The organism is Comamonas thiooxydans (genome assembly GCF_000964545.1).
Classification (GTDB): Bacteria; Pseudomonadota; Gammaproteobacteria; order Burkholderiales; family Burkholderiaceae_C; genus Comamonas; species Comamonas thiooxydans.
The window spans coordinates 202,215-228,384 of the sequence record NZ_BBVD01000004.1 but is presented as its reverse complement, the minus strand read 5'-3'; the positions used below and the strand labels follow the sequence as shown (position 1 = coordinate 228,384).

Annotated in this window: 26 protein-coding genes; 7 read left to right on the top strand and 19 right to left on the bottom strand. The window is 64.7% G+C overall.

The features are described 5' to 3' along the window. The 5 genes from Cth01_RS06295 to Cth01_RS06275 all read right to left on the bottom strand — a co-directional run bounded on the left by Cth01_RS06295 (position 1) and on the right by Cth01_RS06275 (position 4,272). The gene (locus tag Cth01_RS06295; RefSeq protein WP_034354731.1) at positions 1 to 495 is read right to left on the bottom strand and encodes a GlcG/HbpS family heme-binding protein; all 495 of its coding nucleotides are present in this window, start codon (positions 493 to 495) and stop codon (positions 1 to 3) included. 91 nt (positions 496 to 586) lie between these two features. Beyond that, on the bottom strand, positions 587 to 1,213 hold the full coding sequence (locus Cth01_RS06290) for a response regulator transcription factor (RefSeq protein WP_034354728.1): 627 nt from the start codon (positions 1,211 to 1,213) through the stop codon (positions 587 to 589). Between the two features lie 7 nt (positions 1,214 to 1,220). Next, on the bottom strand, positions 1,221 to 2,735 hold the full coding sequence (locus Cth01_RS06285) for a sensor histidine kinase (RefSeq protein ID WP_045838766.1): 1,515 nt from the start codon (positions 2,733 to 2,735) through the stop codon (positions 1,221 to 1,223). Positions 2,736 to 2,753: 18 nt separating this feature from the next. Beyond that, entirely contained in the window at positions 2,754 to 3,212 is a 459-nt protein-coding gene (ybeY, locus tag Cth01_RS06280; RefSeq protein WP_034377242.1) for an rRNA maturation RNase YbeY, read from the bottom strand. Positions 3,213 to 3,261: 49 nt separating this feature from the next. Beyond that, positions 3,262 to 4,272, bottom strand: coding sequence for a PhoH family protein (locus tag Cth01_RS06275; protein ID WP_034354721.1), 1,011 nt, complete (start codon positions 4,270 to 4,272; stop codon positions 3,262 to 3,264). 49 nt (positions 4,273 to 4,321) lie between these two features. Here Cth01_RS06275 and ruvA point away from each other — a divergent pair, with 49 nt between their 5' ends. Together ruvA and Cth01_RS06265 are read left to right on the top strand one after the other, a co-directional pair. Beyond that, entirely contained in the window at positions 4,322 to 4,897 is a 576-nt protein-coding gene (gene ruvA / locus Cth01_RS06270; RefSeq protein WP_012839968.1) for a Holliday junction branch migration protein RuvA, read from the top strand. A gap of 49 nt (positions 4,898 to 4,946) precedes the next feature. Further along, positions 4,947 to 6,497, top strand: coding sequence for a trypsin-like serine peptidase (locus Cth01_RS06265; protein ID WP_034377240.1), 1,551 nt, complete (start codon positions 4,947 to 4,949; stop codon positions 6,495 to 6,497). Between the two features lie 13 nt (positions 6,498 to 6,510). Here the strand turns inward: Cth01_RS06265 and Cth01_RS06260 are convergent, their stop codons facing one another. Further along, the gene (locus Cth01_RS06260; RefSeq protein WP_003068738.1) at positions 6,511 to 7,044 is read right to left on the bottom strand and encodes a peroxiredoxin; all 534 of its coding nucleotides are present in this window, start codon (positions 7,042 to 7,044) and stop codon (positions 6,511 to 6,513) included. Between the two features lie 142 nt (positions 7,045 to 7,186). Here Cth01_RS06260 and ruvB point away from each other — a divergent pair, with 142 nt between their 5' ends. Beyond that, entirely contained in the window at positions 7,187 to 8,281 is a 1,095-nt protein-coding gene (gene ruvB / locus Cth01_RS06255; RefSeq protein WP_012839966.1) for a Holliday junction branch migration DNA helicase RuvB, read from the top strand. A gap of 96 nt (positions 8,282 to 8,377) precedes the next feature. Here ruvB and Cth01_RS06250 read toward each other — a convergent pair whose 3' ends face one another. From Cth01_RS06250 to Cth01_RS06230, 5 genes are all read right to left on the bottom strand, one after another. After that, positions 8,378 to 9,097 (bottom strand): MgtC/SapB family protein, encoded by a 720-nt coding sequence (locus tag Cth01_RS06250; RefSeq protein WP_034354715.1) that lies wholly within the window; start codon positions 9,095 to 9,097, stop codon positions 8,378 to 8,380. Between the two features lie 63 nt (positions 9,098 to 9,160). Continuing rightward, positions 9,161 to 11,908, bottom strand: coding sequence for a magnesium-translocating P-type ATPase (gene mgtA / locus Cth01_RS06245; protein ID WP_045838765.1), 2,748 nt, complete (start codon positions 11,906 to 11,908; stop codon positions 9,161 to 9,163). Between the two features lie 12 nt (positions 11,909 to 11,920). Continuing rightward, positions 11,921 to 12,244 (bottom strand): hypothetical protein, encoded by a 324-nt coding sequence (locus tag Cth01_RS06240; RefSeq protein ID WP_045838764.1) that lies wholly within the window; start codon positions 12,242 to 12,244, stop codon positions 11,921 to 11,923. A gap of 237 nt (positions 12,245 to 12,481) precedes the next feature. Next, complete coding sequence (locus tag Cth01_RS06235) at positions 12,482 to 12,679, bottom strand: hypothetical protein (RefSeq protein WP_034354705.1); 198 nt, start codon at positions 12,677 to 12,679, stop codon at positions 12,482 to 12,484. A 389-nt stretch (positions 12,680 to 13,068) separates the two neighbouring features. Continuing rightward, positions 13,069 to 14,871: a lysoplasmalogenase family protein gene (locus Cth01_RS06230; RefSeq protein WP_045838763.1), complete on the bottom strand. Its 1,803-nt coding sequence runs from the start codon at positions 14,869 to 14,871 to the stop codon at positions 13,069 to 13,071. A gap of 262 nt (positions 14,872 to 15,133) precedes the next feature. Here Cth01_RS06230 and Cth01_RS06225 point away from each other — a divergent pair, with 262 nt between their 5' ends. Genes Cth01_RS06225 through Cth01_RS06215 form a run of 3 tightly spaced genes read left to right on the top strand, consistent with a single transcriptional unit; the run spans position 15,134 to position 18,110 of the window. After that, entirely contained in the window at positions 15,134 to 16,126 is a 993-nt protein-coding gene (locus Cth01_RS06225) for a Bug family tripartite tricarboxylate transporter substrate binding protein (RefSeq protein ID WP_174447028.1), read from the top strand. Between the two features lie 3 nt (positions 16,127 to 16,129). Continuing rightward, on the top strand, positions 16,130 to 17,359 hold the full coding sequence (locus tag Cth01_RS06220; protein WP_034391165.1) for a M20 aminoacylase family protein: 1,230 nt from the start codon (positions 16,130 to 16,132) through the stop codon (positions 17,357 to 17,359). 7 nt (positions 17,360 to 17,366) lie between these two features. Further along, entirely contained in the window at positions 17,367 to 18,110 is a 744-nt protein-coding gene (locus Cth01_RS06215) for a phosphoribosyltransferase (protein ID WP_045838761.1), read from the top strand. A gap of 121 nt (positions 18,111 to 18,231) precedes the next feature. Here Cth01_RS06215 and Cth01_RS06210 read toward each other — a convergent pair whose 3' ends face one another. The 7 genes from Cth01_RS06210 to Cth01_RS06180 form a co-directional block, all read right to left on the bottom strand. After that, positions 18,232 to 19,416 carry a DSD1 family PLP-dependent enzyme gene (locus tag Cth01_RS06210; RefSeq protein WP_045838760.1) on the bottom strand — a complete coding sequence of 395 codons (1,185 nt, stop codon included), beginning with the start codon at positions 19,414 to 19,416 and terminating at the stop codon, positions 18,232 to 18,234. Continuing rightward, positions 19,400 to 20,041: a histidine phosphatase family protein gene (locus tag Cth01_RS06205; protein ID WP_034354687.1), complete on the bottom strand. Its 642-nt coding sequence runs from the start codon at positions 20,039 to 20,041 to the stop codon at positions 19,400 to 19,402. Before Cth01_RS06205 ends, Cth01_RS06210 begins: the two co-directional genes overlap by 17 nt. 221 nt (positions 20,042 to 20,262) lie before the next feature. Further along, on the bottom strand, positions 20,263 to 20,745 hold the full coding sequence (locus Cth01_RS06200) for a YjjA family protein (protein WP_045838759.1): 483 nt from the start codon (positions 20,743 to 20,745) through the stop codon (positions 20,263 to 20,265). Between the two features lie 102 nt (positions 20,746 to 20,847). Further along, complete coding sequence (locus tag Cth01_RS06195) at positions 20,848 to 21,579, bottom strand: DUF4136 domain-containing protein (protein WP_045838758.1); 732 nt, start codon at positions 21,577 to 21,579, stop codon at positions 20,848 to 20,850. Between the two features lie 83 nt (positions 21,580 to 21,662). Beyond that, the gene (gene ttcA / locus Cth01_RS06190) at positions 21,663 to 22,658 is read right to left on the bottom strand and encodes a tRNA 2-thiocytidine(32) synthetase TtcA (protein ID WP_003067973.1); all 996 of its coding nucleotides are present in this window, start codon (positions 22,656 to 22,658) and stop codon (positions 21,663 to 21,665) included. Continuing rightward, a complete protein-coding gene (locus Cth01_RS06185; RefSeq protein WP_003050921.1) occupies positions 22,652 to 23,023 on the bottom strand; it encodes a dihydroneopterin aldolase in 372 nt (123 codons plus the stop codon). The genes ttcA and Cth01_RS06185 overlap by 7 nt, the downstream gene beginning before the upstream one ends. A 25-nt stretch (positions 23,024 to 23,048) precedes the next feature. Continuing rightward, entirely contained in the window at positions 23,049 to 23,834 is a 786-nt protein-coding gene (locus Cth01_RS06180) for an SDR family oxidoreductase (RefSeq protein WP_034404347.1), read from the bottom strand. Positions 23,835 to 23,843: 9 nt separating this feature from the next. Here Cth01_RS06180 and Cth01_RS06175 point away from each other — a divergent pair, with 9 nt between their 5' ends. Beyond that, positions 23,844 to 24,971, top strand: coding sequence for a class I SAM-dependent methyltransferase (locus Cth01_RS06175; protein WP_174447026.1), 1,128 nt, complete (start codon positions 23,844 to 23,846; stop codon positions 24,969 to 24,971). A 20-nt stretch (positions 24,972 to 24,991) separates the two neighbouring features. Here the strand turns inward: Cth01_RS06175 and Cth01_RS06170 are convergent, their stop codons facing one another. Then, positions 24,992 to 25,978: a Bug family tripartite tricarboxylate transporter substrate binding protein gene (locus tag Cth01_RS06170; protein ID WP_034404344.1), complete on the bottom strand. Its 987-nt coding sequence runs from the start codon at positions 25,976 to 25,978 to the stop codon at positions 24,992 to 24,994. Positions 25,979 to 26,170 lie beyond the last annotated feature (192 nt).

Genomic DNA, 26,170 nt, shown 5'->3' with positions numbered 1-26,170 from the left:
TTACTTCAGCAGGTCCTGCACCTTGGCCAGGGCGGCCTGTGCGCATTGGTCGTCCAGATGGCCGCCGGGCGCACCGGCCACGCCCACGGCACCGATCACCTCATTGCCCACCTTCACGGGCACACCGCCGCCCAGCAGCAGGAAGCCGGGGATGTCCTTGAGGTTGGCTGCGCCGGCGTTCTTCTGGGAGTTCTCCATGATGGCAAGCGTTGGCGCCTTGGCCGATGCCGAGGTGAAGGCCTTTTCGCGGCTGGCTTCCACGGTGTGTGGGCCGGCGTTGTCGGCACGCTGCACGGCGCGCACGCTGCCGGCGCGATCGACCACGGTGGCGGTCACGGCATAGCTGTTGGCGGTGCAGGCCGAGACGGACTGGGCGGCGATCTGGTTGGCCAGCTCCAGCGACATATTCTTTTCCGTGCGCACGGCCTGGGCGTTGGCGGTGCCAGCGGTCAGGGTGGCCAGAGTCAGGGCGGCGAGTGTCAGAGTGCGTTTCATACGTTTTTCCGGGTGGATGGGTATGAACGCAACTGTAGAAAAACGCCACCCGGGCGTCCATGCGGCAGGCTACGCGCCTACCTCCGTAGAACTACGGAGCGGCGTCCTCGACCAGGGCCGCGTAGCGCCGGATGAGCATGGCCAGCGAGTCGGTCTCCAGCTTAGCGAACAGGTTGGCGCGGTGGGTCTCCACCGTGCGCGGCGAGAGCGACAGAGCGCGACCGATCTCCTTGTTGGTGAGCCCCTCCACGATCAGGCCCAGCACCTCGCATTCGCGGCTCGAGAGCTGTGCATAACGCTCGCGCGCCTGCCGGTCGGCCTGGTGGCGCTCGCGCGAGCGCACATGCTGGCGCACGGAGGCCTGCAGCGCCTCGATGAGCAGCTCGTCATCGACCGGCTTCTCAAGGAATTCCGCAGCACCGGCCTTGAAGGCGCGGCGGCACATCTCCACGGTTCCATGGCCCGTAAGCATGATCACAGGCTGATCCACCCCTTGCGCCACCAGCCTGTCCAGCACCGCCAGCCCGCTGATGCCAGGCATGCGCACGTCGAGCACGATGGCGCCCACGTCGCTGCGGTCGAACTCGGCGAGAAAGACATGCGGGTCGGACCAGGTTTGGACGCGCAGGCCTACCGTGCCTATGAGCAGTGCCAGGCTGTCGCGCACGGCGGCATCGTCGTCCACAAGGTGAATCAGGGGCGAGAGGGAAGAGGTCATGTCGCGTTCAAGGCTGGTGTGCCAGCGGGAGCTGCAGATGGAATTCGGCCCCAGGCCCATCGGCAGGCGAAGGAGAGGATGGCGCCAAAGTGAGCTCGCCTCCCATCGCCTGCGCCAGGCTTTCCGACAGCGAAAGGCCTAATCCCAGGCCGCCGGAGCGTGTGGTGTAGAACGGCGTGAACAGGCGCGCTCGCGCCTCGGGCGCCACGCCGGGGCCGGTGTCGCGCACGCTCAGCAGGACCCGCGCGCCCTGGGGGCTAAGGGTGAGGCGCAAACGGCGCCGGCCGGGCTCGGTCTGCTCCATGGCCTGCAGCGCGTTCATCACCAAGTTGTGGATGATCTGCTGCAAGGCCACAGGCTCGGCGCGCACGGCCGGCAGGTCTGCGGGAGCATCCACCTGCACGGCAATGCTGCGGCGGCGCAGCTCGGGCTCCAGCAGGTGCAGTGCATCATGCACGGCGGTGGACAGGGGCAGAGCCTGGACCTGGCCTGACAGGTCGGGCCGCTCGACCACGCGGCGCAGGCGTCCCACGACGGTGCTGGCGCGCCTTGCCTGGGCCACGGCCTGATTCATGGCATGGCGTGCCATGTCCAGATCTGGCTCCTCATCGCCCAGCAGGCGCTGCGCCGCCTGGGTATTGGCCAGCAGCGCGGTCAGCGGCTGGTTGACTTCATGTGCCATGCCCGCAGCCAGTTCGCCGAGCTGGTTGAGACGGGCGACCTGGCCCAGACGCAACAGCTCTTCTGCCCGGCGTGCGGCCACGCGCTGGCGCAGCAGGGTGCGCAGTGCGGCCAGTGCTGCAGCGCTGGCCGCCGCCCAGGCCAGCATGGTGGCCCAGGGCAACTCGCTCCAGCCCACGTCGCGCTCCAGCACCACATCGAAGGGCTGGCTCTGCGAGGCCAGCAGCTTGTGAAAGTCGTAATTCCAGCCGCGCTCCAGTTGCCGTCCGGCCTGCACGGTAAAGGCTTGGCCCTGATACTGAAGCCGCACGCGCACTGGACTGGTCCGGGCATCCATGGGCCACTCGTCCCAGGGAATGGTGGCATGCAGATCCAGCAGCAGGGCGTGGTCGGCGGCTGGGCCGGCAAGTGCCAGCCATACCCGGCCTTTGGGCAGGTCGGCCCAGGCCAGTTCGGCATGGCCGCTTTGCAGCGAGCGGGCCTCTGCCATATCCAGCGCGGCACCCAGGTCATGGGGCCAGTCAGCCGGCCAACTGCTGTCCGGCAGGCGGCGCAGTACCTCGATGATCTGCGGATAGGCGGCGGGCAGGCGCGGCAGCGGCAAGGCTACCTTGGCACTGCGGCCTTGCGCAGGTGGTTGCAGCAGGGGCAGCATGGCCATTACCGCATCGTGCTGCACGGCACGCTGGCTCAGCAGCCGGTGCACGATGCGCGCATCCGTCACGAATGCATCCTCCAGGGCCTGCAACCGCGCATGCACGAGCCAGCCTGCGCCTGCAATGGCCACCAGGGCCCAGGCCATCAGCCAGGCCAGGGGGCGGCGCCAGTGGGGGATGATCATGGCCGGTGTTGTCGCGGATTATTTGGCGTAAGGGTCTTCGTAACCCATCTCCTTCATGATGTCGGTCTCGTAAGCCTCCATCTCTTCGGCGTCTTCCTCGCTGGTCTCGTGGTCCCAGCCCTGGGCATGCAGCGTGCCATGCACCAGCAGATGGGCGTAATGCTCTTCCAGGCTCTTGTTCTGCTCCTGGGCCTCGCGCTCCACCACGGGGGCGCAGAGCACAAGATCGGCCATCACGCAAGGCTCCTGCTGATAGTCGAAGGTCAGCACATTGGTCGCGTAGTCCTTTTTGCGGTACTCGCGATTGAGCTTGCGGCCTTCCTCTGTATCCACGATGCGCACCGTGATCTCGGCATCCACGGCCAGCGCATGGCGGATCCAGCGCGTGACGCGGCTGCGGCTCAGCAGTTCGCGATGGGCGGCGGCCTCGGCGCTGGGACCGAATTGCAGCGATAGTTGCAGTTGATTTAAGGTCATTTTGGCTTTTAGCCCTTATGGGGTAAGCGCTAGTAGCTATTGATTTTGATTAAAGTTCGTCTGCCGTTGGCAGCGGGCGGGCCGTTCGGGGGCTGCTACGGTGCTTGGGCGCCGAAGTGCCTTCGGACACGCGGCCGCGTGCGTCATAGGCGTCCACAATGCGGGCCACCAGCGGGTGGCGCACCACGTCGGCGCTGGTGAAGTGGTTGATGGAGATGCCCTTGACGCGTTTGAGGACGCGCTCGGCATCGACAAGTCCGCTGGGTGCTCCCTTGGGCAGGTCGACCTGGCTCACGTCGCCCGTGACCACGGCCTTGGCGCCAAAGCCGATGCGGGTCAGAAACATCTTCATCTGCTCGGGCGTGGTGTTCTGCGCCTCGTCCAGGATCACGAAGGCGTTGTTCAGCGTGCGTCCGCGCATGAAGGCCAGCGGCGCGATCTCCAGCGCATTGCGCTCGAAAGCCTTCTGCACCTTCTCGTAGCCCATCAGATCGTAGAGCGCGTCATACAGCGGGCGCAGATAGGGGTCCACCTTCTGCGTCAGGTCGCCGGGCAGAAAGCCCAGGCGTTCGCCGGCTTCCACGGCGGGCCGGGTCAGCACGATGCGCTGCACGGCGCTGCGCTCCAGCGCGTCCACGGCGCAGGCCACGGCCAGATAGGTCTTGCCCGTGCCGGCCGGGCCGATGCCGAAGCTGATGTCGTGATTGGCGATGTTTTCCAGATACAGCGCCTGGTTGGGCGTGCGGGCGCGCAGATCGGCACGGCGCGTAGTCAATTGCGGAGCCGTCAGGTCGGCCTCCAGCATCTCGACATCGCCGGCCAGCATGAGCTGCAGCGTATCTTCCGCAATCACGTAGTCGGCGATCTCATAGAGAGCCTGAAGCAGCTCCAGCGCCTCATTGGCCTTGGCCTTGGGGCCGTCGATCTTGAACTGCTCGTGGCGATGAGCGATCTTGACGCCCAGCGCGATTTCGATGGTGCGCAGATGCGCATCTGCCGGGCCGCAGAGATGGGTCAGGCGCGTATTGTTATGGGGTGTGAAGGTATGGCGCAGGATCACGCGGATAATTTCTCAAAAGAATCGCCGCACGGTGCGGCAAAGGATTTCAATGATAGGCAAATTGACTGGAACGCTGCTGGAAAAAAACCCGCCCGAAGTCCTGGTGGACTGTGCCGGTGTGGGCTATGAGGTGCAGGTGCCCATGAGCACCTTCTACAACCTGCCTGCCAATGGTGCCAAGGTAGCCTTGCTGACCCATTTTGTGGTGCGGGAAGACGCCCAGCTGCTGTTCGGCTTCGGTACGGCCCGCGAGCGCCAGACTTTCCGCGAACTCATCAAGATCACCGGCATAGGACCGCGCATGGCACTGGCCGTGCTCAGCGGCATGAGCATCGATGATCTCGCGGACGCGGTATCGCAGCAGCAAGCAGGGCGATTGGTCAAGGTGCCCGGCATCGGCAAGAAGACCGCCGAGCGTCTGCTGCTGGAGCTCAAGGGCAAGATTGGCGCGGATACCGGTGCGCAGTCGCTGTTTGCCAATAACAACGACCAGAACGATATTCAGCAGGCACTGATGGCGTTGGGCTACTCGGACAAGGAAGCATCGGCCGCCCTCAAGAAACTCCCACCCGATGTAGGGGTGAGCGAGGGCATTAAGCTCGCGCTCAAGGCTTTGACCAAATAGCTTCGCTGGCCCTGTGCCAGTCCGATCGTGAACTGCAGGAGAACACGATATGCATTGGTGGATACAGGGCAGGCGCGTTCCCTCTCTATGCGCAAGCCTGATGCTGGTGGTGCTGACCGCTTGCGGCGGCGGAGGGGGCGGAGGCAGTGTTCCGGACCCGGGCCCTGGCGGCGCAGGTGTCGGTAACGGCGGCAATGGTGCGGGCGTCGCAGAGACCAGTCCTCCGCCGGGTCCGCCCACGGCCTATGTGCTGGATTCGCTGATAGTGCCTGTCGCCCAGACTGCGGCTTCGGCCAGAGGCGTGGCTGTGGCATCCGTGGCCGTGCGACCCAAGGCCGTCGATCTGGCTTTGCCGCAGTGGAACGACGCGCCTTTGCCGGTCATGCCCATGCCTGGTGTGCCCATGCAAATAGGGGCGCCGCGGGCGCTGTCTTCGCTGCAGTCCACTGGCGACATGGCACGTACGTTGCGATGGGCCGGGGCACCGGATGGCAGACAGGTGGCGGCGATAAGCATCACATCGACCGGCGCCCATGGCCTGCGGCTGGGGCTGGTGGTCGATGCCATGCCCGATGCCGCCGAGCTCAGGCTGTACCGCAAGGATCGCAGCAAGACCGGGTTCGAGACCACGGGCAAGGCCATCAACGAGGCCATTGCGCGCAACCGTCGTGTCGACGGCGATACCCGGGCGGCTGGCATCTGGTGGACCCCCGACCTGGGCGCCGATGAGGTCACGCTGGAGATTGCATTGCCTGCGGGACTGTCGACATCGCAGCTGCGCATTGCCATTCCCACACTCACCCATGCCTATGTCAACCTGGCCCTGCCCGTGGAGCTGGAGCTGCGCGATAGCCTTGTGCCCAGAAATGTGGGCGATGCCGCGGGTTGCGAGCTCGATGCCAGCTGCGCCGATCAGTACGCGGTCGAGCGCAATGCCGTGGCGCGCATGACGTATGTGGGCCCCGACAATCGCTACTACTACTGCTCGGGCTCCCTGCTGAACAATACCAAGCGGGACTACACGCCGTACTTTCTATCGGCCAGTCACTGCATCTCGACGCAGGCAGCCGCTACTTCGCTGCGCACAGACTGGTTTTTCCGCTCGGCAAGCTGCAATAGCTTCGAGCCGAATGCAAGTACCTCGGCGCTGCAGCGCGGTGCCACGCTGCTGTATTCGACCGCTGTGACCGATGCCACGCTGATGCGACTCAATGAGGTGCCACCTGCCGGCGCGACGCTGGCCGGCTGGGATGCGAGAGGAACGGCGGTGACGGGGACGGCCATCTACGGACTGCATCACCCGCAGGGCGATTTGCTCAAATACAGCGAAGGCCAGGTGCAAAGCTACAGAAATTGCAGTCTGGGCGCCGGCAGCATCACCTGCAGCCCGGGCAATGCCCAGAGCGATTTTGTGAACGTCGGCTGGAGCAAGGGCGTGACCGAAGGCGGCAGCAGTGGCTCGGCCATGTTTGCGGGCGGACGCGTCGTGGGCACGTTGTCCGGCGGCAGCAGCTCGTGTACGGTCAGCGGCGGCTCCGATGTCTACAGCCGCTTCGACCGGACCTTCAGCAGCCAGATCGGGAACTGGCTGGCGCAGTGACCGAGGGCCGGGCCTATTTCCCCTGCAACTGCCTGACGGCCGCCTTGGTCTGCTCCACATGGGCCAGCGGGTCGCTGCTGACAAGGGCGAACTTCACCTTGCCGTCCTGGCCCACCACATAGGAGATGCGGTCGGCCCTGGCAGGGTTGGCGGCAGCACCCGCGTCATAGGCCTTGATGGTGACGGCCCGAGGGTCCGATGCCACGGCAAACTGGTCGCGGCAGGCCTCGGTGGAAAAGCGCTTGAGGGTGTCGATATCGTCATGTGACATGCCCACGACCGTGGCTTTCATTGCGGCGAACTGGGGCGTGGCTTCGGCAAAGGCATGGGCTTCCAGCGTGCAGCCCTGGGTGAAGGCCTTGGGGAAGAAATACAGCACCACCGGCCCTTTCTTGAGCGCCTCGGCCATATCGAAGTCAAAAGCCTTGCCGGCAACGGCCGCGGGCGTCTTGAAGCCAGGTGCTGCATCGCCGGCCTTGAGCGCAGCCTGGGCAGCGACGGACAGGCAAAGCAGGGCGGCCGTACAGGCCAGGGTGTGAATACGCATGAAAAAGCTCCTCGGATCTTTGCCGTCATTGTGCGCAAAGCCAGGGGCCGGCCGTCAATGTGGGGCACTGCAACTGTGGGATTTTGTTTTCCCCTGTATTTTTAATCAGTGTCCCTGTCATGCTTGGGGCACAATCACCGCCATGACGATTCATGTGGACGAATTTGCGGCCAGTCCCGCACCTGCACGCAAGGCCAGAAGCGCGGCCGCCGACCCCGAGGCGGCTGCGCCGCGCATGGTTTCGGCCGGGCATTCGTCCCAGGGCGAAGAGGCGCTGGAGCGTGCCCTGCGCCCCAAGCAGCTCGATGAATATGTGGGCCAGGCCAAGGCGCGAGAGCAGCTCGAGATCTTCATTGGCGCTGCCAAGAAGCGCAGCGAGGCGCTCGATCATGTGCTGTTGTTCGGCCCGCCGGGCCTGGGCAAGACCACGCTGTCCCACATCATCGCAGCCGAGCTGGGCGTGAACCTGCGCCAGACCAGCGGCCCGGTGCTGGAAAAACCCAAGGATCTGGCGGCGCTGCTCACCAATCTCGAGCCCAACGATGTGCTGTTCATCGACGAGATTCACCGCCTGAGCCCGGTGGTCGAGGAAATCCTCTACCCGGCGCTGGAGGACTATCAGATAGACATCATGATCGGCGAAGGCCCGGCTGCACGCTCCATCAAGCTCGATCTCCAGCCATTCACGCTGGTGGGCGCGACCACGCGCGCCGGCATGCTCACCAACCCGCTGCGCGATCGCTTCGGCATCGTGGCGCGGCTGGAGTTCTATACCTCGGAGGAGCTCTCGCGCATTGTCAGGCGCAGCGCCGGACTGCTCAATGCGCCGATTGACGCGGAAGGCTGCTTCGAGATCGCGCGCCGCTCGCGCGGCACGCCGCGCATTGCCAACCGCCTGCTGCGCCGCGTGCGCGACTATGCCGATGTCAAGGGCGACGGCCGCATCACGCGCGAGATTGCCGACAAGGCGCTGGCCATGCTCGATGTGGACCCCCAGGGCTTTGACATCATGGACCGCAAGCTGCTCGAAGCCGTGGTGCATCGTTTCGACGGCGGCCCGGTAGGTCTGGACAATATCGCCGCCAGCATTGGCGAGGAGTCGGGCACCATCGAGGACGTGATCGAGCCCTACCTCATCCAGCAGGGCTTTTTGCAGCGCACCCCGCGCGGCCGCATGGCCACCCAGGCCGCCTACCGGCACCTGGGCCTGCAGCCCCCCGGAGACAATGCAGCATAAAACTGGCGCAACCCAAACCAGAGACATCGAGCAAGGGCCGCCCCGCAGCGAAGATGTCGTCCCCCTGGGGGAAGCCGCGCAGCGGCTCAGGGGGGATCAATTGCTCTGCGGTCCGGCGTTCCAGAAGGCCTGCAGCACGCCGGGCAGGGCTTCGATCTGCGTGACCACCTGGTCCAGCTCCTCGGCATGCACGGCCGTGGCGAACAGCTCGGCCTCGATTTCGGTGTTGTGCGGCGGAATCTCGTGCTTTTCGACTGCGCGCACCGGGTAGTTGGCCGCCTCCAGCAGCTCCTGCATGCCCTCGCGCACATCGGCCTGGGCTTGCTGGCCGCAGATCACATAGACATAGTAGGTGGCCTCGCTGGCATGCTCGGCCACGGGATGGCGGTTGATGTAGTTGACCACGGGGCGCAGCAAGGTGTTGCTGGCCAGCACGAACAGGGTGGCAAGGCCGGCCTCGGGCAGCAGGCCCGCGCCCGCGCAGGCGCCCACGGCGGCCGAGCCCCATAGCGTGGCGGCGGTGTTCAGCCCCGTGATGTTGGCTCCTTCCTTCATGATGGCGCCGGCACCCAGAAAGCCCACGCCCGAAACCACATAGGAGATGACGCGCGTGGCGCCGTCCGCGCCTGAGACGCGCATGGCCAGGTCGACGAACACGGCCGCGCCCACGGCGACCAGGGTATTGGTGCGCAGGCCCGCCGTGCGCTGGCGTATCTGGCGCTCAAGGCCGATGATGCTGCCGCAGACAAAGGCCACGAGAAGACACAGCACCGTGTTCAGCGTGGCGAGCAGATTGAAGTTCTGTAGGGATTGCATGAAGTTCTGATTGTTATTGGTTATGGACAGGTGCTTGGGTTCATGAAATATGCGGCCCGGAGCTCACCAGCCGTACTTGCGGATATAGACGCGCTTGAGCAGCGTGGTCAGCACAGCATAGGCCAGCAATATGACGATGAGCCAGGGGAAATAGCCGAGCGGCAGGGCCTGCAGCTTGAAATGTCCGGCCAGCGGGCCCATGGGCAGGAAGATGCCTATGGCCATGATGGTCGCCGTGGCGGCCAGCAAGGGCCAGGAGGCCCGGCTTTGCACAAACGGGATCTTCGGCGTGCGGATCATGTGCACGATCAGCGTCTGCGTGAGCAGCCCCACCACGAACCAGCCCGACTGGAACAGGCTTTGCTCTGCGGCCGTGCTGGCATGGAAGACGAACCACATCAGCGCGAAGGTGAGCACGTCGAACAGCGAGCTGATGGGGCCGAAGAAGAGCATGAAGCGGCCCAGGTCCTGAGGGCTCCAGCGCAGCGGCCGCGCGACCATTTCCTCGTCCACGTTGTCGAAGGGAATGGCGATCTGCGACAGGTCGTAGAGCAGGTTCTGCATCAGCAGCTGCATGGGTAGCATGGGCAGGAACGGGATGAAGGCCGAAGCGATCAGCACCGAAAATACATTGCCGAAGTTGGAGCTGGCCGTCATGCGGATGTACTTGAGCATATTGCTGAAGGTGCGACGTCCTTCGAGCACGCCCTGCTCCAGCACCATCAGGCTTTTCTCCAGCAGGATGATGTCGGCCGCCTCGCGGGCGATGTCCACGCCGCTGTCGACGCTGATGCCGATATCGGCGGCGCGCAGCGCGGGCGCGTCGTTGATGCCGTCGCCCATAAAGCCCGTGATATGACCGTTGGCGCGCAGCGCATGCACGATGCGCTCCTTGTGCAGCGGCGTCAGGCGGGCGAACAGCAGGTGCGACTCCACGCAGCGACGCAGTTGCTCCTCGTCCATGGCTTCGATGTCGTTGCCGACAATCGCCTCGTCCACCTGCAGACCCACGTCGCGGCAGACCTTGCGTGCCACCAGTTCGTTGTCGCCCGTGAGCACCTTGACCGCCACACCGTGCTGCAGCAGCGCAGCAATGGCGGCCTGGGTGGATTCCTTGGGCGGATCGAGAAAGGCCACGTAGCCGATCAGGGTCAGTCCGGCCTCGTCGGCGATGCCGTAGGTGCTCTTGTCGGGCGGCACTTCCTTCATGGCCACGGCCACCACGCGCAGCCCCTCGCTGTTCAGGCTCTCGGTGATGGCGCGCACCTGCTCGCGGCGCTCGGACGTGAGCGGCAGCCGCGTGTCTCCGTCGCGCCCGCTGTCTCGAATATGTGTGCAGACCTGCAGGATTTCCTCGACCGCTCCCTTGCAGACCAGCTCGTGGTGGTGATTGCGCTCGGCCACCACCACGGACATGCGCCGGCGCTGGAAGTCGAACGGAATTTCGTCGACCTTGCGGTAGTCCTCGTTGACATGCAGCCGCGTGTGCAGCTCCACATGCTCGAGCACGGCACGGTCCAGCAGGTTCTTGAGCCCGGTCTGGTAGTAGCTGTTGAGGTAGGCGAACTGCAGCACCTCGTCGCTGGGACGGCCCTGCACATCGGTGTGGCGCTCCAGCGCGATGCGGTCCTGCGTCAGCGTGCCAGTCTTGTCGGTGCACAGCACATCCATGGCGCCGAAGTTCTGGATCGCATCCAGGCGCTTGACCATCACCTTCTGGCGCGACAGCACCACGGCGCCCTTGGCCAGCGTGGAGGTGACGATCATGGGCAGCATCTCGGGTGTCAGGCCCACGGCCACCGACAGCGCGAACAAAAAGGCCTCGCCCCAGTCGCCCTTGGTGTAGCCGTTGATGAACAGCACCACGGGCACCATCACGGCCGCGAAGCGGATCAGCAGCCAGCTGACGCTGTTCACGCCCTGCTCGAAGGCCGTGGCAGTGCGGTCCTGGTGGGTGATGCGCGCTGCCAGCGTGCCGAAATAGGTCTGGTTGCCGGTGGCGACGACCACGGCCATGGCCGATCCCGAGACCACATTGGTGCCCATGAAGAGCAGGTTGCCGGCTTCCAGCAACTGGCCGGCCTGCAGGGAGGCGAGGGTGCGCGCATCCTTTTCCACGGGCAGCGATTCGCCCGTCATAGCTGCCTGGCTCACGAACAGGTCCTTGGCGGACAGCAGGCGGCAGTCGGCCGGGATCATGTCGCCGGCCGACAGGGCCACGATGTCTCCGGGCACCAGCTCGCGCATGGGCAACTCGGACAGCGAGGTGTCATGGCCTCCGCCGCTGTCGCGAAAGTCTGCGGCCGGTGCATCGGTCTTGCGGCGCACGGTGACGCGGTTGCTGACCAGGGCCTGCAGGCGTGCTGCGGCGCGCCGGGACCGCCCTTCCTGGACAAAGCGCAGCAGCGTGGACAGCAGCACCATGCTGGCGATGACGATGGTGGCTTTTTCGTCCTCGGTGACATAGGAGACCACGGCCAGCAGCGTCAGCAGCAGGTTGAAGGGGTTGCGGTAGCAATGCCACAGGTGCTTCCATGCGGGCAGCGGCCTTTCATGCGCCACCTCGTTGGGCCCATGGCGTAGCTGGCGCTGCCGGGCCTGCTCGGGGCTCAGGCCCCGGCTAGATGTGTCCAGCTGCTGCAGCAGCGCAGCCACGGGGCTGCAGGCGGCGGATTGCAGGGCCTGTACCTGTGTCGCAGGCACTGTGACGGCTGTGGACGGGCCGCCAGCGGGCATGGGCTGGCGGCCGAAGAGGCCGGCCATGCGGTGGCTGTGCAAAAAGGCCCGGAACAGATTTTTGAGAGTCTGCATCACGGCCTCCGGTCAGTGCAGCGTCTTGCCGGAGGTGCCCAATCGCGTCCAGGGCTGCTGCACCTGGCTGGCGCGCAGCTGGTTGTCGATGCGGTTGCGCTGCTCGCGGGTCAGCAGCGACAGCGCATCGGCGCGCTGGCGGATGCTGAGATTGGCCATGGCGCTGGCCATGAGGGGCGCTGCATGGCGGTCGACCAGGTGGCGCAGCACATCGGTGCGGCGCTCGCTCAGTGCCGAGATCACGGCATGGGTCAGGCCATGGTGGCGGGTAGAGTCATTGAAGCGGGATGCGGGGCGGCTGCGTTGCAGCACGCGCAGCCAGGCGAGGCGTTGCATGGGCATACTCCTTGGGGGTGACCCGGGAGCTGCCCGCCGCTGCTAGGGCATCAGGCGCGCGACCCCGGGACGGGGTTCCAGTTCGTGCGCGCAGCCAAGAGGGTCACACGCACGGCAATGGGCTGACAGTGCGCCGCGAAGGGCGCGCTGCAAGATCGACTAGGGTCGGGATCCATACGTGTTCCTTGGTTGAAAGTGAATGAAATGCGGGCCGGAGTCGGTCCGCGACGAGGCTGCTCAGCGTACGCTGCGGCTGCTCAGAAAGCTGCGGATGCGATGCGTGGGCCAACTGGTCAGTGCATCGAGCTCCAGCGTCTGCTCCAGCGCTTGCGGCAAGGCTGCCGGTGCGGCGGGCGCTGCCTGGCGGGGCATAGCGCGGGCGCGCAGCAGCAGGGGGCGCAGCTGGTGCAGAGAGCGGGTCAGGCGGTTGCTCATGGCGTTCTCCTCATCGGTTGAGGGAGCGGGCCAGGCGGCAGCGCGGCACAAACGTTTTGGCGCAGCCACGAGTCGGGGTAAACCAGAGCGAATGGCGGCGCGAAAACTCAGTGAGGAGCAGAGCTTGCGAGCTTGAAGCCTCTAGCCGTGCTGCGCACGGCAGGGCGGCCCGAAGGTCGGGAAGCCAAACAGCAAGTTGCGAGGATCGCGAGGGCGAGGGATGCGGGGCGGTCGATGACGACTCCCGATCCGGGGGAGTCTGTCAGTCGGCCAGCTTCGCAGCCATTGCGGCGTGCGATAAATCACTGGTTGAACTGGCACTGTCCACGTGGGGACTCCTGAAATTGCGATCTGGCAATTATCGGCCCAGACCGGGTTCAGGGTCAACCCTAGGTGGTTTTCAGTTGCAATTGCGCCGGGGCCTGGTGGGTTGCAGGCTCGGCCCATGGGCGCACACAGCCCCAGACGATCAGGGCCTGTGCGGCGTAATAGCTGCCGAGCACGCTCACTGCGGACCAGGGCAGCGGCTGCACAAAACGGTTGATGGCCAGGATGGAGTCGCTGAGCATGAAAAAGCTGGCGCCCAGGGCGGTCAGTAGTGCGGCGCGGCTGCGCAGTTGACGATAGCGTCCCCAGGCCTGGGCCGCCATCAGGGCGATGACGCCGACATAGGCGGCCACGGGCAGACGCAGGGCGGCGGGCAGGCCATGGGTCCAGAGAAAGACATACATGGCGGCGCCGATCGCAGCCACCAGCATCAGTGCGCTGCGATCGGCAAACCAGGCAACATCAAGCTTGAATAGCGCAACGTAGCAGACATGGGCCAGCAAAAAGCTGACCAGGCCGGGAATGAACAGACTGGTGGGCAGCTGTCCGTCCAGCATCAGGAATACATCGCCAGCCATGGAAAAAACAATAGCTGCCAGCAGCAGATGAACATGCTTTTGAGGCAGATTTTTTATAGTTTTTGAGCTCTGCTTTCCGCAAGAAGCTATGCATATGAGAGCAAAAACCATGGTGGCAGGCTTGAACAGCCAATGCCATGGCTGCAGTCCCAGCGCTGCCGTGGCCGTGGCCAATGCGCCGCTTTGCAGCATCAGCGCCAGCCACAGACTGATGCGTCCCTGCATGGCAGCGCCCAGAGCCCATTGCCCGGTGAGCAGCACGCCGAACCAGATCAGATTGGTGGCCAGCGGTGACTGATCGGCATGCCAGAGAAAGACCGAAGTGCCCGCAACCAGTGCTGCAAACTGCAGGCCGGCAAACCAGCGCAGCCCAGTGCCCATGGGCGGGGCATAGATGATGCGGTGCTCGTCCAGGTCGAAGGCGGGCTTGGGAAAGCGCTGCGCCACATCGGCCGGCCGCCAGCCCGGCGGCTTGAACCAGACGCGAAGCTTGTCCAGCCAGCTGCGTGCATGCCAGCTGTCATGCGCCAGCTGGCGGTAGACGCTGAAGTTGGCCCAGAGCGGGTCCCAGCTCTTGAGCAGGCCGCGCGTTCCGTAGACGCAGGGCTCCTCGTCGTCCTCGGTCTTGTAAGTGCCGAAGAGCCGGTCCCAGACGATGAGAATGCCGCCGTAGTTGCGGTCCAGATAGCGCTCGTTGACGGCATGGTGCACGCGGTGATTGCTGGGCGCGCAGAACCAGCGGTCGAACCAGCCCAGCTTCTTGACCTGCTCGGTATGCACCCAGAACTGGTAGAGCAGGTCGATCAGCCCTACCACGGCAAACACCAGCGGCGGCACGCCGGCCAGGGCCATGGGTAGATAGAAGATCCAGCCCAGCAGCGCGCCGGAGCTGGTCTGGCGCAGCGCGGTGGAGAGGTTGTAGGCCTGGCTTTGGTGGTGCACGGCATGGGCGGCCCAGAGCACGCCCACTTCATGGCCCATGCGGTGCAGCCAGTAGTAGCAGAGGTCGTAGAACAGCAGGGCCAGCAGCCAGCCCGGCAGGCTGAGCCAGAAGGCATCGGCCTCGATCAGAGCCACATGGCTGGCCACGACGGTGTAGATGCCCAGCGTCAGCAGCTTGGTGAAGACGGCGCTGGTCTGGCTCAGTACGCCCAGGTTCAGCGAACTGATGGCATCGGCCAGCGCATAGGCATTGCGCCCGCGTCTTAGGCTGATGGCCCATTCCACGGCAATCAGTGCGAAAAAGACCGGCGTGGCCAGAACGATGACTTGGCTGGGGGAGAGCATGGGTTCCGATTCTGGAGCGGCCCGGTGTCCGGCGGCTTGGCATGAACCCTAGCGCCCGGCGCTGCAGACCTCGTTGGGTTTAAAGGGTGAATCAGGATTGCTAAGTATTTCCTGTTATGGCAGCCCGCAAGGTGCTCTGGGATAATTGCCAGCTTGCCCGTCCGCCGGAGGGCACACTCAAATTTACCGGCCAGTACAGCGACGCGGCGACCCCGGGATGGGCCTGGAGCCGTCAGTCTGTCTGCATTCTTGCTGCATGCCCATGTCCACATCCCGCCGCTCCTTTGTTGCCGCCGCTGCCTTGCTGGCCTCAGGCTTTACCGCCCCTGCCGTTCTTGCCGCCGCCGATGTCTGGCCCGCCGCCAAGCCCATCACGCTGATCGTGCCGTTCAGTGCCGGTGGCAATGTGGACACCACGGCGCGCCTGATCGGCCAGAAGCTGGGTGAACGTCTGCACCAGTCCATCGTGGTGGACAACGTGCCCGGCGCCGGCGGTGTGCTCGGGGTGAGCAAGGCCGTCAAGGCACCGGCCGACGGCTACACCTTGCTCATGGGCTTTGACGGCCCCATCAGCATTGCCCAGCTGGTGAATTCCGCCGTCAAGTACGATGCCGAAAAGGATCTGACCCCTGTGGGGCTGACCACCATCGCACCCGTGGTCGCCGTGGCCCGACCCGGCCTGCCGGCGCACAATCTGAACGAGCTGATTGCCCTGGCGCGTTCCAAGCCCGGATCGTTGACCTATGCCACTTCGGGCGTGGGCACCATGCTGCATCTGGCCATGGAAATGCTGCAGGAGCGCGCCAAGATCAAGCTGGTGCATGTGCCCTACCGCGGCGGTGCTCAGATCACCAGCGACGTGATGGGCGCTCAGGTCGATGTGGGCATGCTCACCACCGTGAGCGCCGTGCCTATGATCCAGCAGAAAAAGCTCGAAGGTCTGGGCGTGACATCGGCCAAGCGCATCGATGCCATCCACGCCGTGCCCACCTTTGGCGAGACGGCCGAACTCAAGGGCTTTGACCTCAACACCTGGACGGGGCTGTTCGTGCCCGCCAAGACGCCTCAGGCCGTGGTCACGCGTCTGGCTACCGAGCTCGATGCCGTGCTCAAGATGCCCGATGTGCGCAAGCGCCTGGAAGATGGCGGCGCCACGCCCGGCTCCGGCACCCAGGCCAGCTTTGTCCAGTTCCTGAAGAAGGAAAAAGCCGGCTATGCCCAGATCGTGAAGTCGGCCAACATCCAGGCGGAATAAGCCATGGCCGCGCCTCTGAACCCGGTGCATGCCGAGATCCATCCGCCCGTGCTGCCCGAAGTGGCCGCCGTCGCGCACGAGATGCTGGCCCTGCGCCATGATCTGCATGCCCATCCCGAGCTGGCATACGAAGAGCACCGCACGGGCGATATCGTGGCCGCCAGGCTGGCCGGATGGGGCTACGAGGTCCATCGCGGTCTGGGCGATACCGGCGTGGTGGGGACGCTGCGCTGCGGCGACCATGCTAATGGCAAGCACATCGGCAAACGTCTTGGCCTGCGCGCCGACATGGATGCGCTGCCCATCCGTGAAGCCACGGGCCTGCCCTATGCCAGCCGTCACGACGGCAAGATGCATGCCTGCGGCCACGACGGGCACACGGCCACCTTGCTGGCAGCAGCCAGGGTGCTGGCAGGGCGCAAGAACCAGCTCCAGGGCACGCTCAATCTGATCTTCCAGCCCGCCGAGGAAGGCCATGGCGGTGCGCAGAAGATGGTGGAGCAGGGCCTGTTCGAGCTGTTTCCCTGCGATGCGCTCTACGCCTTTCACAACGAGCCCGGCTACCCGGCGGGGCAGTTCGGCTTTCGCTCGGGCGTGATGTATTCCAGCTCGGACACGGCCATCATCACCATCCGCGGCAAGGGCGGCCATGGTGCCATGCCTCATGTGGCCGTGGACCCCATTGTCGTGGCCTCGCATCTGGTGCTGGCGCTGCAAACCATACGCTCGCGCGAGATCGACCCCAACGACATGGCGGTGGTCACCATCGGTGCCATCCATGCGGGCGATGCGCCCAATGTGATTCCCGAAACCTGCGAGCTGCGCGTGACCATTCGCGCGCGCTGCCCCGAGGTGCGCCAGCAATTGCGCGAGCGCATCACGGCCATGGCCCATGCCCAGGCCGCAGTTCACCGCGCCACGGCCGAGGTGGACTACAAATGGCGTTATCCGCCCGTCATGAACGACAAGGCGGCTACCGATTTCGCAGTCGGTGTGGCCCGCGAATTCCTCGGCGAAGCATGGTTGATTCCCGATCTGCAGCCGCTGCAGGCCAGCGATGACTTCGCCATCATGCTCAACCAGGTCCCCGGCAACTACTTCATCGTCGGCAACGGCATGGGCGAGGGCGGCTGCATGGTGCACAACGCAGCCTATGACTTCAACGACAACCTGCTGCCCGTGACTGCCTCGTATTGGGTGAAGCTGGCCGAGAGCTATCTGGGGCGCGACTGAGTTTTGTATGAGTGAAATCAACCTCTCCGGCCAGAACCTGCCCGGCTTCGATGCCACGACCGACTATTGGCAAGCCACCGTCATCGAGGCCGAGCTGAGCCAGTCGCCGCTGCCACCCTATGCGAAGAGCTATCCGGCCAGACTGCCCGACGGCCGCTATCTGCTGCTGCCGCTGCGCGGCATGCCCACGGCCGATGGTTCCGCCCCCGACCGCTGCGTGGCGTCGCTGATTGCCAACCAGGCTTCCATTGAAGTGGTCGAGCAACTGGCGTTGCACATGGCGCAAGGCGCCGGGGCGCATGACTTCGATGTGGTTGTCGGTCTGCCCACGCTGGGCCTGGCTTTTGCGCCACTGGTGGCGCGCCACCTGGGTCGCAGCCGCTATGTGCCGCTTGGTTACTCGCGCAAATACTGGTATCGCGACGAGCTCTCCGAGCCCGTCAGCTCCATCACCACGCCGGGCAAGGGCAAGCTGCTCTATATCGACCCCAATCAGCTGAGTCTGATCACTGGCAAGCGCGTGCTGGTGGTGGACGATGCCGTGAGCTCGGGCACGACCATGATGTCCGGCCTCAAGCTGCTGGAGCGTTGCGGCGCCGAAGTGGCCGCCATTGCCGTGGCCATGCGCCAGGGCGCGCAGTGGCAGCAGAAATTGGTGCGTGCCGATGGCAGCGCCATCCCCGTGGTCGCGGCCTACGACTGTCCGCGCATGGAGCGCCGCGCCGACGGCTGGTGGCCTGAAGGCTCATAAAAAGAGAGCTACTGGCGTCTTTCATGCATGAAGTTTAGGCTGTTTATGCCTTGAAATCATTGTATGAAATGCGTTATAAGCTCTTGTTTGTATAGCAGTCAAGGCCCGGAGCAGGAGCAAATCAGGTCAGCGCACCGCGCCCGTCGACCGTGAAGATGCGCTCGACCACGCCCTTGAGCCGGCCACCGCGCACGCCGATCAGATGGTCGTGCAGATTGACCGTGGGGTCGCAGTGGCCGGGAATCAGCCACAGGCTCTCGCCCAGCGCGGGCAGCCAGCCGCTGTGGTTGCCCGCGTCGGCATCGGGGTGCAGCACGCCATGCTCGTCGCCGCCATTGGCAAAGCGCAGCGCATTTTCGGGCGCCAGCGCATGCAGCTTCGGCAGGCCGGAGTCTATGGCATGGGCCTTGTGGCCGGCGTCGCAGACGGCATGGTCGCCGCTGAGCGACATGACCTGGGTCTTGACGTAGAGCGCATGCTCGAACAGGGGCTGGGCCGGGTCGCGCTGGTTGGCCGCGTAGTCGGCATCCATGAAGAGGAAGGAGCCGGGCTGGATTTCGCCATAGATGCCGCTGGCGGCCTCGTTGACCATGGTGCCCGTGCCGGCACCCGTGATCAGCGGAATGGCCAGGCCGGCGCGGTCGAACTCATGGCGCGTGCGGTTGACGAGCTTGAGCACCTGCTCGATGGCGGTCTTGCGCTCCTCGGCGCTGCGCAGATGTTGGGCGCCGCCGTGATAAGCCTGCAGACCCGCAAAGCGCAGCACGGGCTGCGCTGCAATCGCCTGTGCCAGGCCCAGGGCGGCTTCGCCGGGCTCTGCGCCGCAGCGGTTCTGGCCGACATTGATTTCCACCAGCACATCCATGGCTGTATCGCCGGCCTGCGCATCCTGCAGGGCCCGCGCCAGCCGGGTGATGCCTTCCTCGCAATCTACGGCCAGGGCCAGCCGGCCGCCCTGGGCATTCAGTTCCCTGGCCAGAGCCGCCACGCGCGCCAGCTTGGTCTGGGAGATGACTTCGTTGCTGATGAAGATATTGGTGATGCCGCCCTGGGCCAGTGCCTCGGCCTCGCTGACCTTCTGCACGCAGTGGCCGCAGGCGCCGGCATGTTCGAGCAGATGGGCGATATGCGCGCTCTTGTGCAGCTTGGCATGCGGACGCCAGAGCACGCCATGCTGCTGGGCAAAGCGGGCCATGCGCTCGATATTGCGGTCCATGGCGTCCAGGTCGATGACCAGGGCGGGCGTGTCTATGCGTTTGACGGCCTGGCCGACCAGGGTCTGCAAATGCTCAGGAATGTGCTTCATCTCGGCTGCCTTGCTGAAGGTGTGCGGTATCTGCCCAGCCTACCAAAGACAGGCCGTCAGGCGTCCAGAGCAGGCGATTGATGGCGCAGTTGCTCAGCTCCCAGGTGCGTGGCGTCTGGAAATCCTGGCGCGTGGCCAGGCGGTAGAGCACATCCATCACGCCGCCATGGGCGACCAGCACGATCTGCTCGCCCTCATGCTTGCGTGCAATCCGGTCCACGGTGGCAAAGATGCGTTCGCGCAAGGCCTGCAGCGAGTCGCCACCTCCGGGCGGGGCATAGGCCGGGTTGCGCGTGCGCCAGAGCTGGGCGTCCTCGGGCTGGGTGGCTTCCACATCCTTGAAGGTGCGGCCCTGGAAATCGCCGAAGCAGCGCTCGCGCAGGCCGGCGGTGGTGTGTAGAGGTGCACCGGATCTCTGGGCAATCGCCTGCGCAGTGACATGGGCACGCTGCAGGTCGCTGCTGTAGATGGCGGCAATACTCTCGTCGGCCAGTGCCTGGGCCGCTTGCTCGGCCTGCCACAGGCCGGTGTCGTTCAAGGGGATATCCAGATGCCCCTGGATACGTCCATCGACATTCCAGGTTGTCTCTCCGTGCCGGATGGCAATGATGCGCGTGGCGTGCATGTCTTGGCTCGTTCAGCGTAGGTTGTTTTATTGAACAGTCATTGTCTTGCAAACAAAGTGTGCCTGTACCCCGGTCTGTTGTTACAGACTTTTCGACGCTCGGCCTGCATCGTGGCGCAGCCGGCAAGAAAAAAGGCCTGCAACCACGGTTGCAGGCCTTTGGGCATTGCAGCACTTGCCAGCACTTGCGTTTCAAGCGCCGGCTGCCATGTTTTTCGGTGTCAGATCAGCGATTTGGCATTGTCCAGCACAAAGTCGCAGGCCTTTTCCTTGAGGTTGCTCTTGACCTTGTCCAGGCTGAAGCTCTTGCCGTCGGCGCCCGTGACCATGCCCATCAGCCCGTTCTGGTAGCCCTGATCCTTGGGTTCTTCCTTCTGGCCCAGGCCAAGCTTGCCCAGCAGCTGATTCTTGACCTGGGCGGCCTTGTCGGCGTTGAGGTAGTTGTTCTTCATGCAGTAGGTGAGGACACCTGCGGCATTGCTGGCCGTGCCGGAGCTCAGGTTGCCCAGGCCCAGGGCCGACAGTGCCGAAGAGCCTCCCGAGCCGCCGAGCATGCCGCCCAGACCAGAAGCGCTGGAGCTGCTCTCGGCCGCGCCGCCGCCCAGCTGACCGCGCAAGGCGTCGCCGAGGCCACTGGCATGGGCGCTGAAGGCGGCCGCAGCCACTGTGGCGCAAAGCAGGCTGGAGAGAGCAAATTTCTTCATGACTTCATCCTTTTCATGGCGAGGGCCCAGGCAGGAGGCCCTGGTTCAAAGCGAGCTGCACGTTAGCACGCGGCAGGCCCGGCAACTGTTGAAGATTGCAAATCAACGTGCCGGAGCCACGGTGGCCGGTGCCACCTTGGCCGGGGCGGCTGGCGTGACCGATGCGGCGGGCTGTGCGGGTGCTGCAGGCGCGCCGCTGGCAGGCTGCGCTGCCGGCGGCTGGATGACGGTGCGCACATTGCGCTGGCCCTGCGGCGGCTTGGGGAAGCCCGTCAGCGCAGCATCAAACAGAATGCCGAAGATGGCCGGGTCGTCGGTCCACACATCCTGGCGCTGGGCCGAGGTTTCGTAGACGATCTGCTGGGTCTTGATATCGCGCATGACGATGCTCACGGCGCGGTAATACTCCAGCGGCGGTTCGTTGAACATCATGCCGCCGCCGAAGCCCCAGCCGAAACCGCGGCCGTAGCTCATGCCCCAGCCCCAGCGCGGGCCCCAGTAGGGGTCGTAATAGGGCCAGCTGGCCCAGTCGCGCGCATAGCGTGCCATGGCGCTGATCTGCACCACCAGGCTGGCGTGCGAGTCATCGCGTGTCAGGCCGACGCGGGCCAGCGCATGCTGGGCCTGGGCTTCCACGGCCGCGAAGTTCACCTGGCTCTGCTGCGAGGGCAGGGTCTCCAGCCGGTAGGTGGCCGGCACGGGGATGGTGTTCAGTGCGGAAAAGCTCTGCACCGTGCTGTTGACCTCACGCACCGTGCTGCAGCCGGCCAGCAGGGCCGTCGCAGTCAAGGCCGCAAGGCCGATCCAGCGTAAGGAGGTTTTGCGCAGGTTCATGATGATTTCTCTGAAAACGACAAAGGCCCATGGGATGGGCCTTTGATTGGACAGCAGGGTCCGGTTTTAGTTCAAAAGTCCGCTCAGGACAGTTGTACCACTTGTACTCCGCCGGGCAGGGCGGCCATGGTTGGCAGCTCTTCATGGTCAAAGGCCATGTCGCCGTTGGGATCGGCAATGCCCGTGGCCTTGGCGTTCCTGAAGTCGTGCAACTGGGGGTCCATCATGTGGGTGGTCACGATATTGCCCATGGCGCGGAACATGCTCTCGATGCGGCCGGGGAACTTCTTGTCCCACTCGCGCAGCATATTGCCCACGGCCACGCGCTGCAGTCCGTCCTGGCTGCCGCAGAGGTTGCAGGGAATGATGGGGAAGTTCTGGTACTGGGCCCAGCGCGTCGTGTCCTTCTCGGGCACATAGCACAGGGGGCGGATCACCACATGCTTGCCGTCGTCGCTGACCAGCTTGGGCGGCATGCCCTTCATGCGGCCGCCGTAGAACATGTTGAGCATCATGGTCTGCACGATGTCGTCGCGGTGATGGCCCAGGGCCACCTTGGTGCAGCCCAGCTGGTCGGCCACCTTGTACAGGATGGCGCGGCGCAGGCGCGAGCACAGACCGCAGGTGGTCTTGCCTTCGGGCACGACGCGCTTGACGACGCTGTAGGTGTCCTGGTTCTCGATGTGGTAGTCCACACCGATGCTCTGGAAGTACTCGGGCAGCACATGCTCGGGGAAGCCGGGCTGCTTCTGGTCCAGGTTCACGGCCACGATGTCGAACTTCACGGGCGCGCGCTTTTGCAGCTTGCGCAGAATGTCGAGCAGGGTGTAGCTGTCCTTGCCGCCGGACATGCAGACCATGACCTTGTCGCCTTCCTCGATCATGTTGTAGTCGAGGATGGCCTTGCCCACTTCGCGGCACAGGCGCTTCTCGAGCTTGATCTGTTCGCGCTCGATCTTGATCTTGCCGGGCTTGGCGGCTTCTTCGCCGTTGGCGTTCTCTGCGGCCGCAGCATCGGCGGCTTCTGCCTCTTCGGCAATCCAGGGGTTGTCGTTTACTGCATTCATGGGGTTCACCATTGTCCGGTTTCGATGCGAATGGCTACTTCGCAGTCGTCAAAAATTTCCAGCTTCGCAATTTTCACACGCACGCCGCGCACGCCGGGCAGCTGCAGCAGGCGCTGGGCCAGCTTGCCGATCAGGCTCTCGAGCAGGTTCACATGCTCGGAGGTGCATTCGTCGATGATGATCTGGCGCACCTTGCGGTAGTCCAGCACATGGAGGATGTCGTCATCGCGCGGAGCCAGGGGCTGGGGGCCGAGATTGAGTTCGGCGTCGACCTGGATCGGCTGAGGCTCTTGTTTCTCATGCGCAAGAATCCCCAGGCTCGCGTCGAAGCGCAGCCCGGTGAGCGTGAGAATCTGTTGTCCGGAAGTGGAAGTCATGGAAAAGGGTGCGGCCTCGACGGGCTCACATCATCGAAAAATCGCGCTCGAAGCGCTGTAAATGTTGGCCGCCATCGACCAGCATGGTGGTGCCCGTCATGGATCGGTTTTCCAGTGCAAAGCACACGGCGGCGGCAATGTCCTCGGACGAGGAGGAGCGTCCCAGCGGGCTCATGGCGTGCAGGGCCTCGAACTTTTCCTGGCTCAGCATATGGCTGGTCAGCGTCAGGCCCGGCGCCACGCCCACCACGCGCACGCTTGGAGCCAGCGCCAGGGCCAGCATGGTGTTGGCGGCTTCCAGAGCCGCCTTGGAGAGGGTGTAGCTCAGGAAATCGGGGTTCTGGTTCCAGAGCTTCTGGTCCAGCACATTGACCACGGCGCCCTGGGCCGAGGCTTCGCCCGCCGCCGCACGCTCCTGCACATGGGCGTGCAGAGCCTGGGACAGCAATATAGGCGCACCCGTGTTGCTGCGCATATGCGCTTCCAGCGCCACATAGCTGAAGCTCTGGGCATCGTCATGCTCGAACAGCGAGGCGTTATTGACCACGGCGTCGATGCGGCCAAAGCGCTCCACCACACGCGGCACCAGCGAGCGTACCGACTCCTCGTCAAAGAAGTCCGCGTCAAAAGCTGCGCTGTCGCCCGACAACTGCGCGCAGGAAGCTACGGTCTGCATGGCTTGCTCGCGGGAGTCGCGATAGTGCACAGCCACTTGCCAGCCCGCGCGGGCCAGGGCCAGGGCCATGTCACGTCCAAGGCGACGGGCGGAACCGGTCACCAATACTGTGCGTGGTCGGGCGGGTGAGGACATTCGTGGAAAATGCGGGTTGTGACGACAGAACCCTCAAGTTTAACGAGCGCCTTGCAATCCCGCATTGCCAAGGAGATTGCCGCCGTGGGCGGCTGGCTGCCTTTCGACCGTTTCATGGAGCTGGCGCTCTATGCTCCGGGCCTGGGCTATTACGCCAATGAAACGGCCAAGTTCGGTGCCATGCCGGAGTCGGGCAGCGACTTTGTGACGGCGCCGGAGATTTCGCCTATTTTTGGCCAGTTGGTGGCGTCCCAGTTACGGGAAGCGCTACAAAAAACGAATACCCGCGAGATCTGGGAGTTCGGCGCGGGAACCGGCGCGCTGGCGCTGCAGATCCTCGACGAGCTGGCGGCTCAGGGTGCGTTGCCCGAGCGCTACACCATCGTCGATCTCTCGGGAATGCTGCGCGCGCGCCAGAAGCTAGCGCTGGCCAAGTACGAACATCTGGTGCGCTGGGTGGATGCGCTGCCGGACGCCATGGAGGGCGTGATCATCGGCAACGAGGTGCTGGATGCCATGCCGGTGCAGCTGCTGCAGCGCACCGCAGGCCAATGGCATGAGCGCGGCGTGGTGCTCGGCGCAGGCGGCGATGAGGCGGCTTTTGCCTGGGAAGACCGTCCCACCGAACTGCGCCCGCCTGTGGATATCGGTGGCCCGCATGATTTTCTGACCGAAATCCACCGCCAGGGCGAGGCATTTATCCACACCCTGGGCGAGCGTCTGGTTCGCGGTGCCGCCTTCTTCATCGATTACGGCTTTGGCGAGAGCGAGTACTACCACGAGCAGCGCCATATGGGGACCCTGGTCTGCCACTACCAGCATCAGGTGGACAACGACCCTCTGGTGCTGGTCGGCCTCAAGGACATCACGGCCCACGTCAATTTCACGGGCACCGCCGTGGCGGCCCAGGATGCGGGCTTCGACGTGCTGGGCTATACCAATCAGGCGCACTTTCTCATCAACTGCGGACTTGCGCCCAAGCTCGATGCGGTCGGCATCAAGGCCCGCTCCATGGCCTCCAAGCTGGTCATGGAGCACGAGATGGGTGAGCTGTTCAAGGTTGTTGCCCTGTCCAAGGGCGTGGAGCCCTGGATGCCGCTGGGCTTTGTGCAGGGCGACCGCACGCACCGGCTATAGCGTCTGCGCGCCCGCCGAGCTCACTGCTTTTCGAGCTTGGCGGCCTGGATGATGCTGCCCCAGTGCTTGTACTCGGTGCGCGTGAAGTCGCGGAACGCGCTTGAGCCGAGCAGACGAGGTTCGCCGCCCAGGGCCGCGACCCTGGCCTTGAACTCGGGGCTGCTGGCCACCTTGAGCGTGGCGGCTTCAAGTCGCTGGACCACGGCGCGTGGTGTCCCCTTGGGGGCCAGCACGCCGTTCCAGGTGGCGGTGACAAAGGACGGAAAGCCGCTTTCCTTCATGGTCGGAACCTGGGGCAGCTGCGGCAGACGCTCGGCCGAGGTCACGGCCAGCGCCTTGAGCTTGCCGCCCTGGATGAAGGGCAGCGCCGGCGTGATGTTCTCGAAGATGAAGTCGATCTGGCCGCCGATCAGATCGGTCAGGGCCGGAGCGCTGCCCTTGTAAGGCGCGTGAACCAGGTCCAGTTTGGCGGCGCTCTTGAGCAGCTCACCCGACAGATGCACGGTGGAGCCCATGCCCGGCGAGCCATAGCTCATGCCGGTGCGGCGCTCGCGCGCGGAGCTCACCAGCTCGGCCACCGATTTGACCGGTGTTTTCGATTCGTTGACCACCAGCACGTTGGGAATCGAGGTCACCAGAGCTACGTACTCGAAGTCGTCCAGGCTTTTCTCGCTGAGATTGCGGTACAGGCTGGGATTGATGGCCTGCGTGCCCGCCGTGCCGAACAGCAAGGTGTAGCCGTCATTGGCGGCAGCCGCGACGCGGCTGGCTCCGATGGCTCCGTTGGCTCCGGGGACGTTCTCCACCACGACCGGCTGTCCCAGGGCCTCGGCCAGGCCCTGGCCGACCAGGCGCGCCACGACATCGGTGTTGCCGCCGGGCGAGAAAGGCACGACCAGCTTGAGCGGGCGATTGGGGAAGCTGTCGGCAGCCGCCGGCAGGGCCAGGCTGGCGCCCAGCAGCGCTGCGCTCAGGAGAAACTGTTTGCGTGAAAAGGTCAGGGGCACGGTATGTCTCGTCGTTTGTTGTTGGCGGGCCGTGACGGCAGACGCATGGGCCCGGGCCCTGCATGGCGCTGGGCTTGGACATCATGGGCAGAGGGGGGAATTGAGGTCAATCAATCTTTGGGAAGCATGTCATGCATAAACGGAATGGCTGCCTGACAGCATGGGCGTGCAGGCCGTCAGGACAGTGCGCCT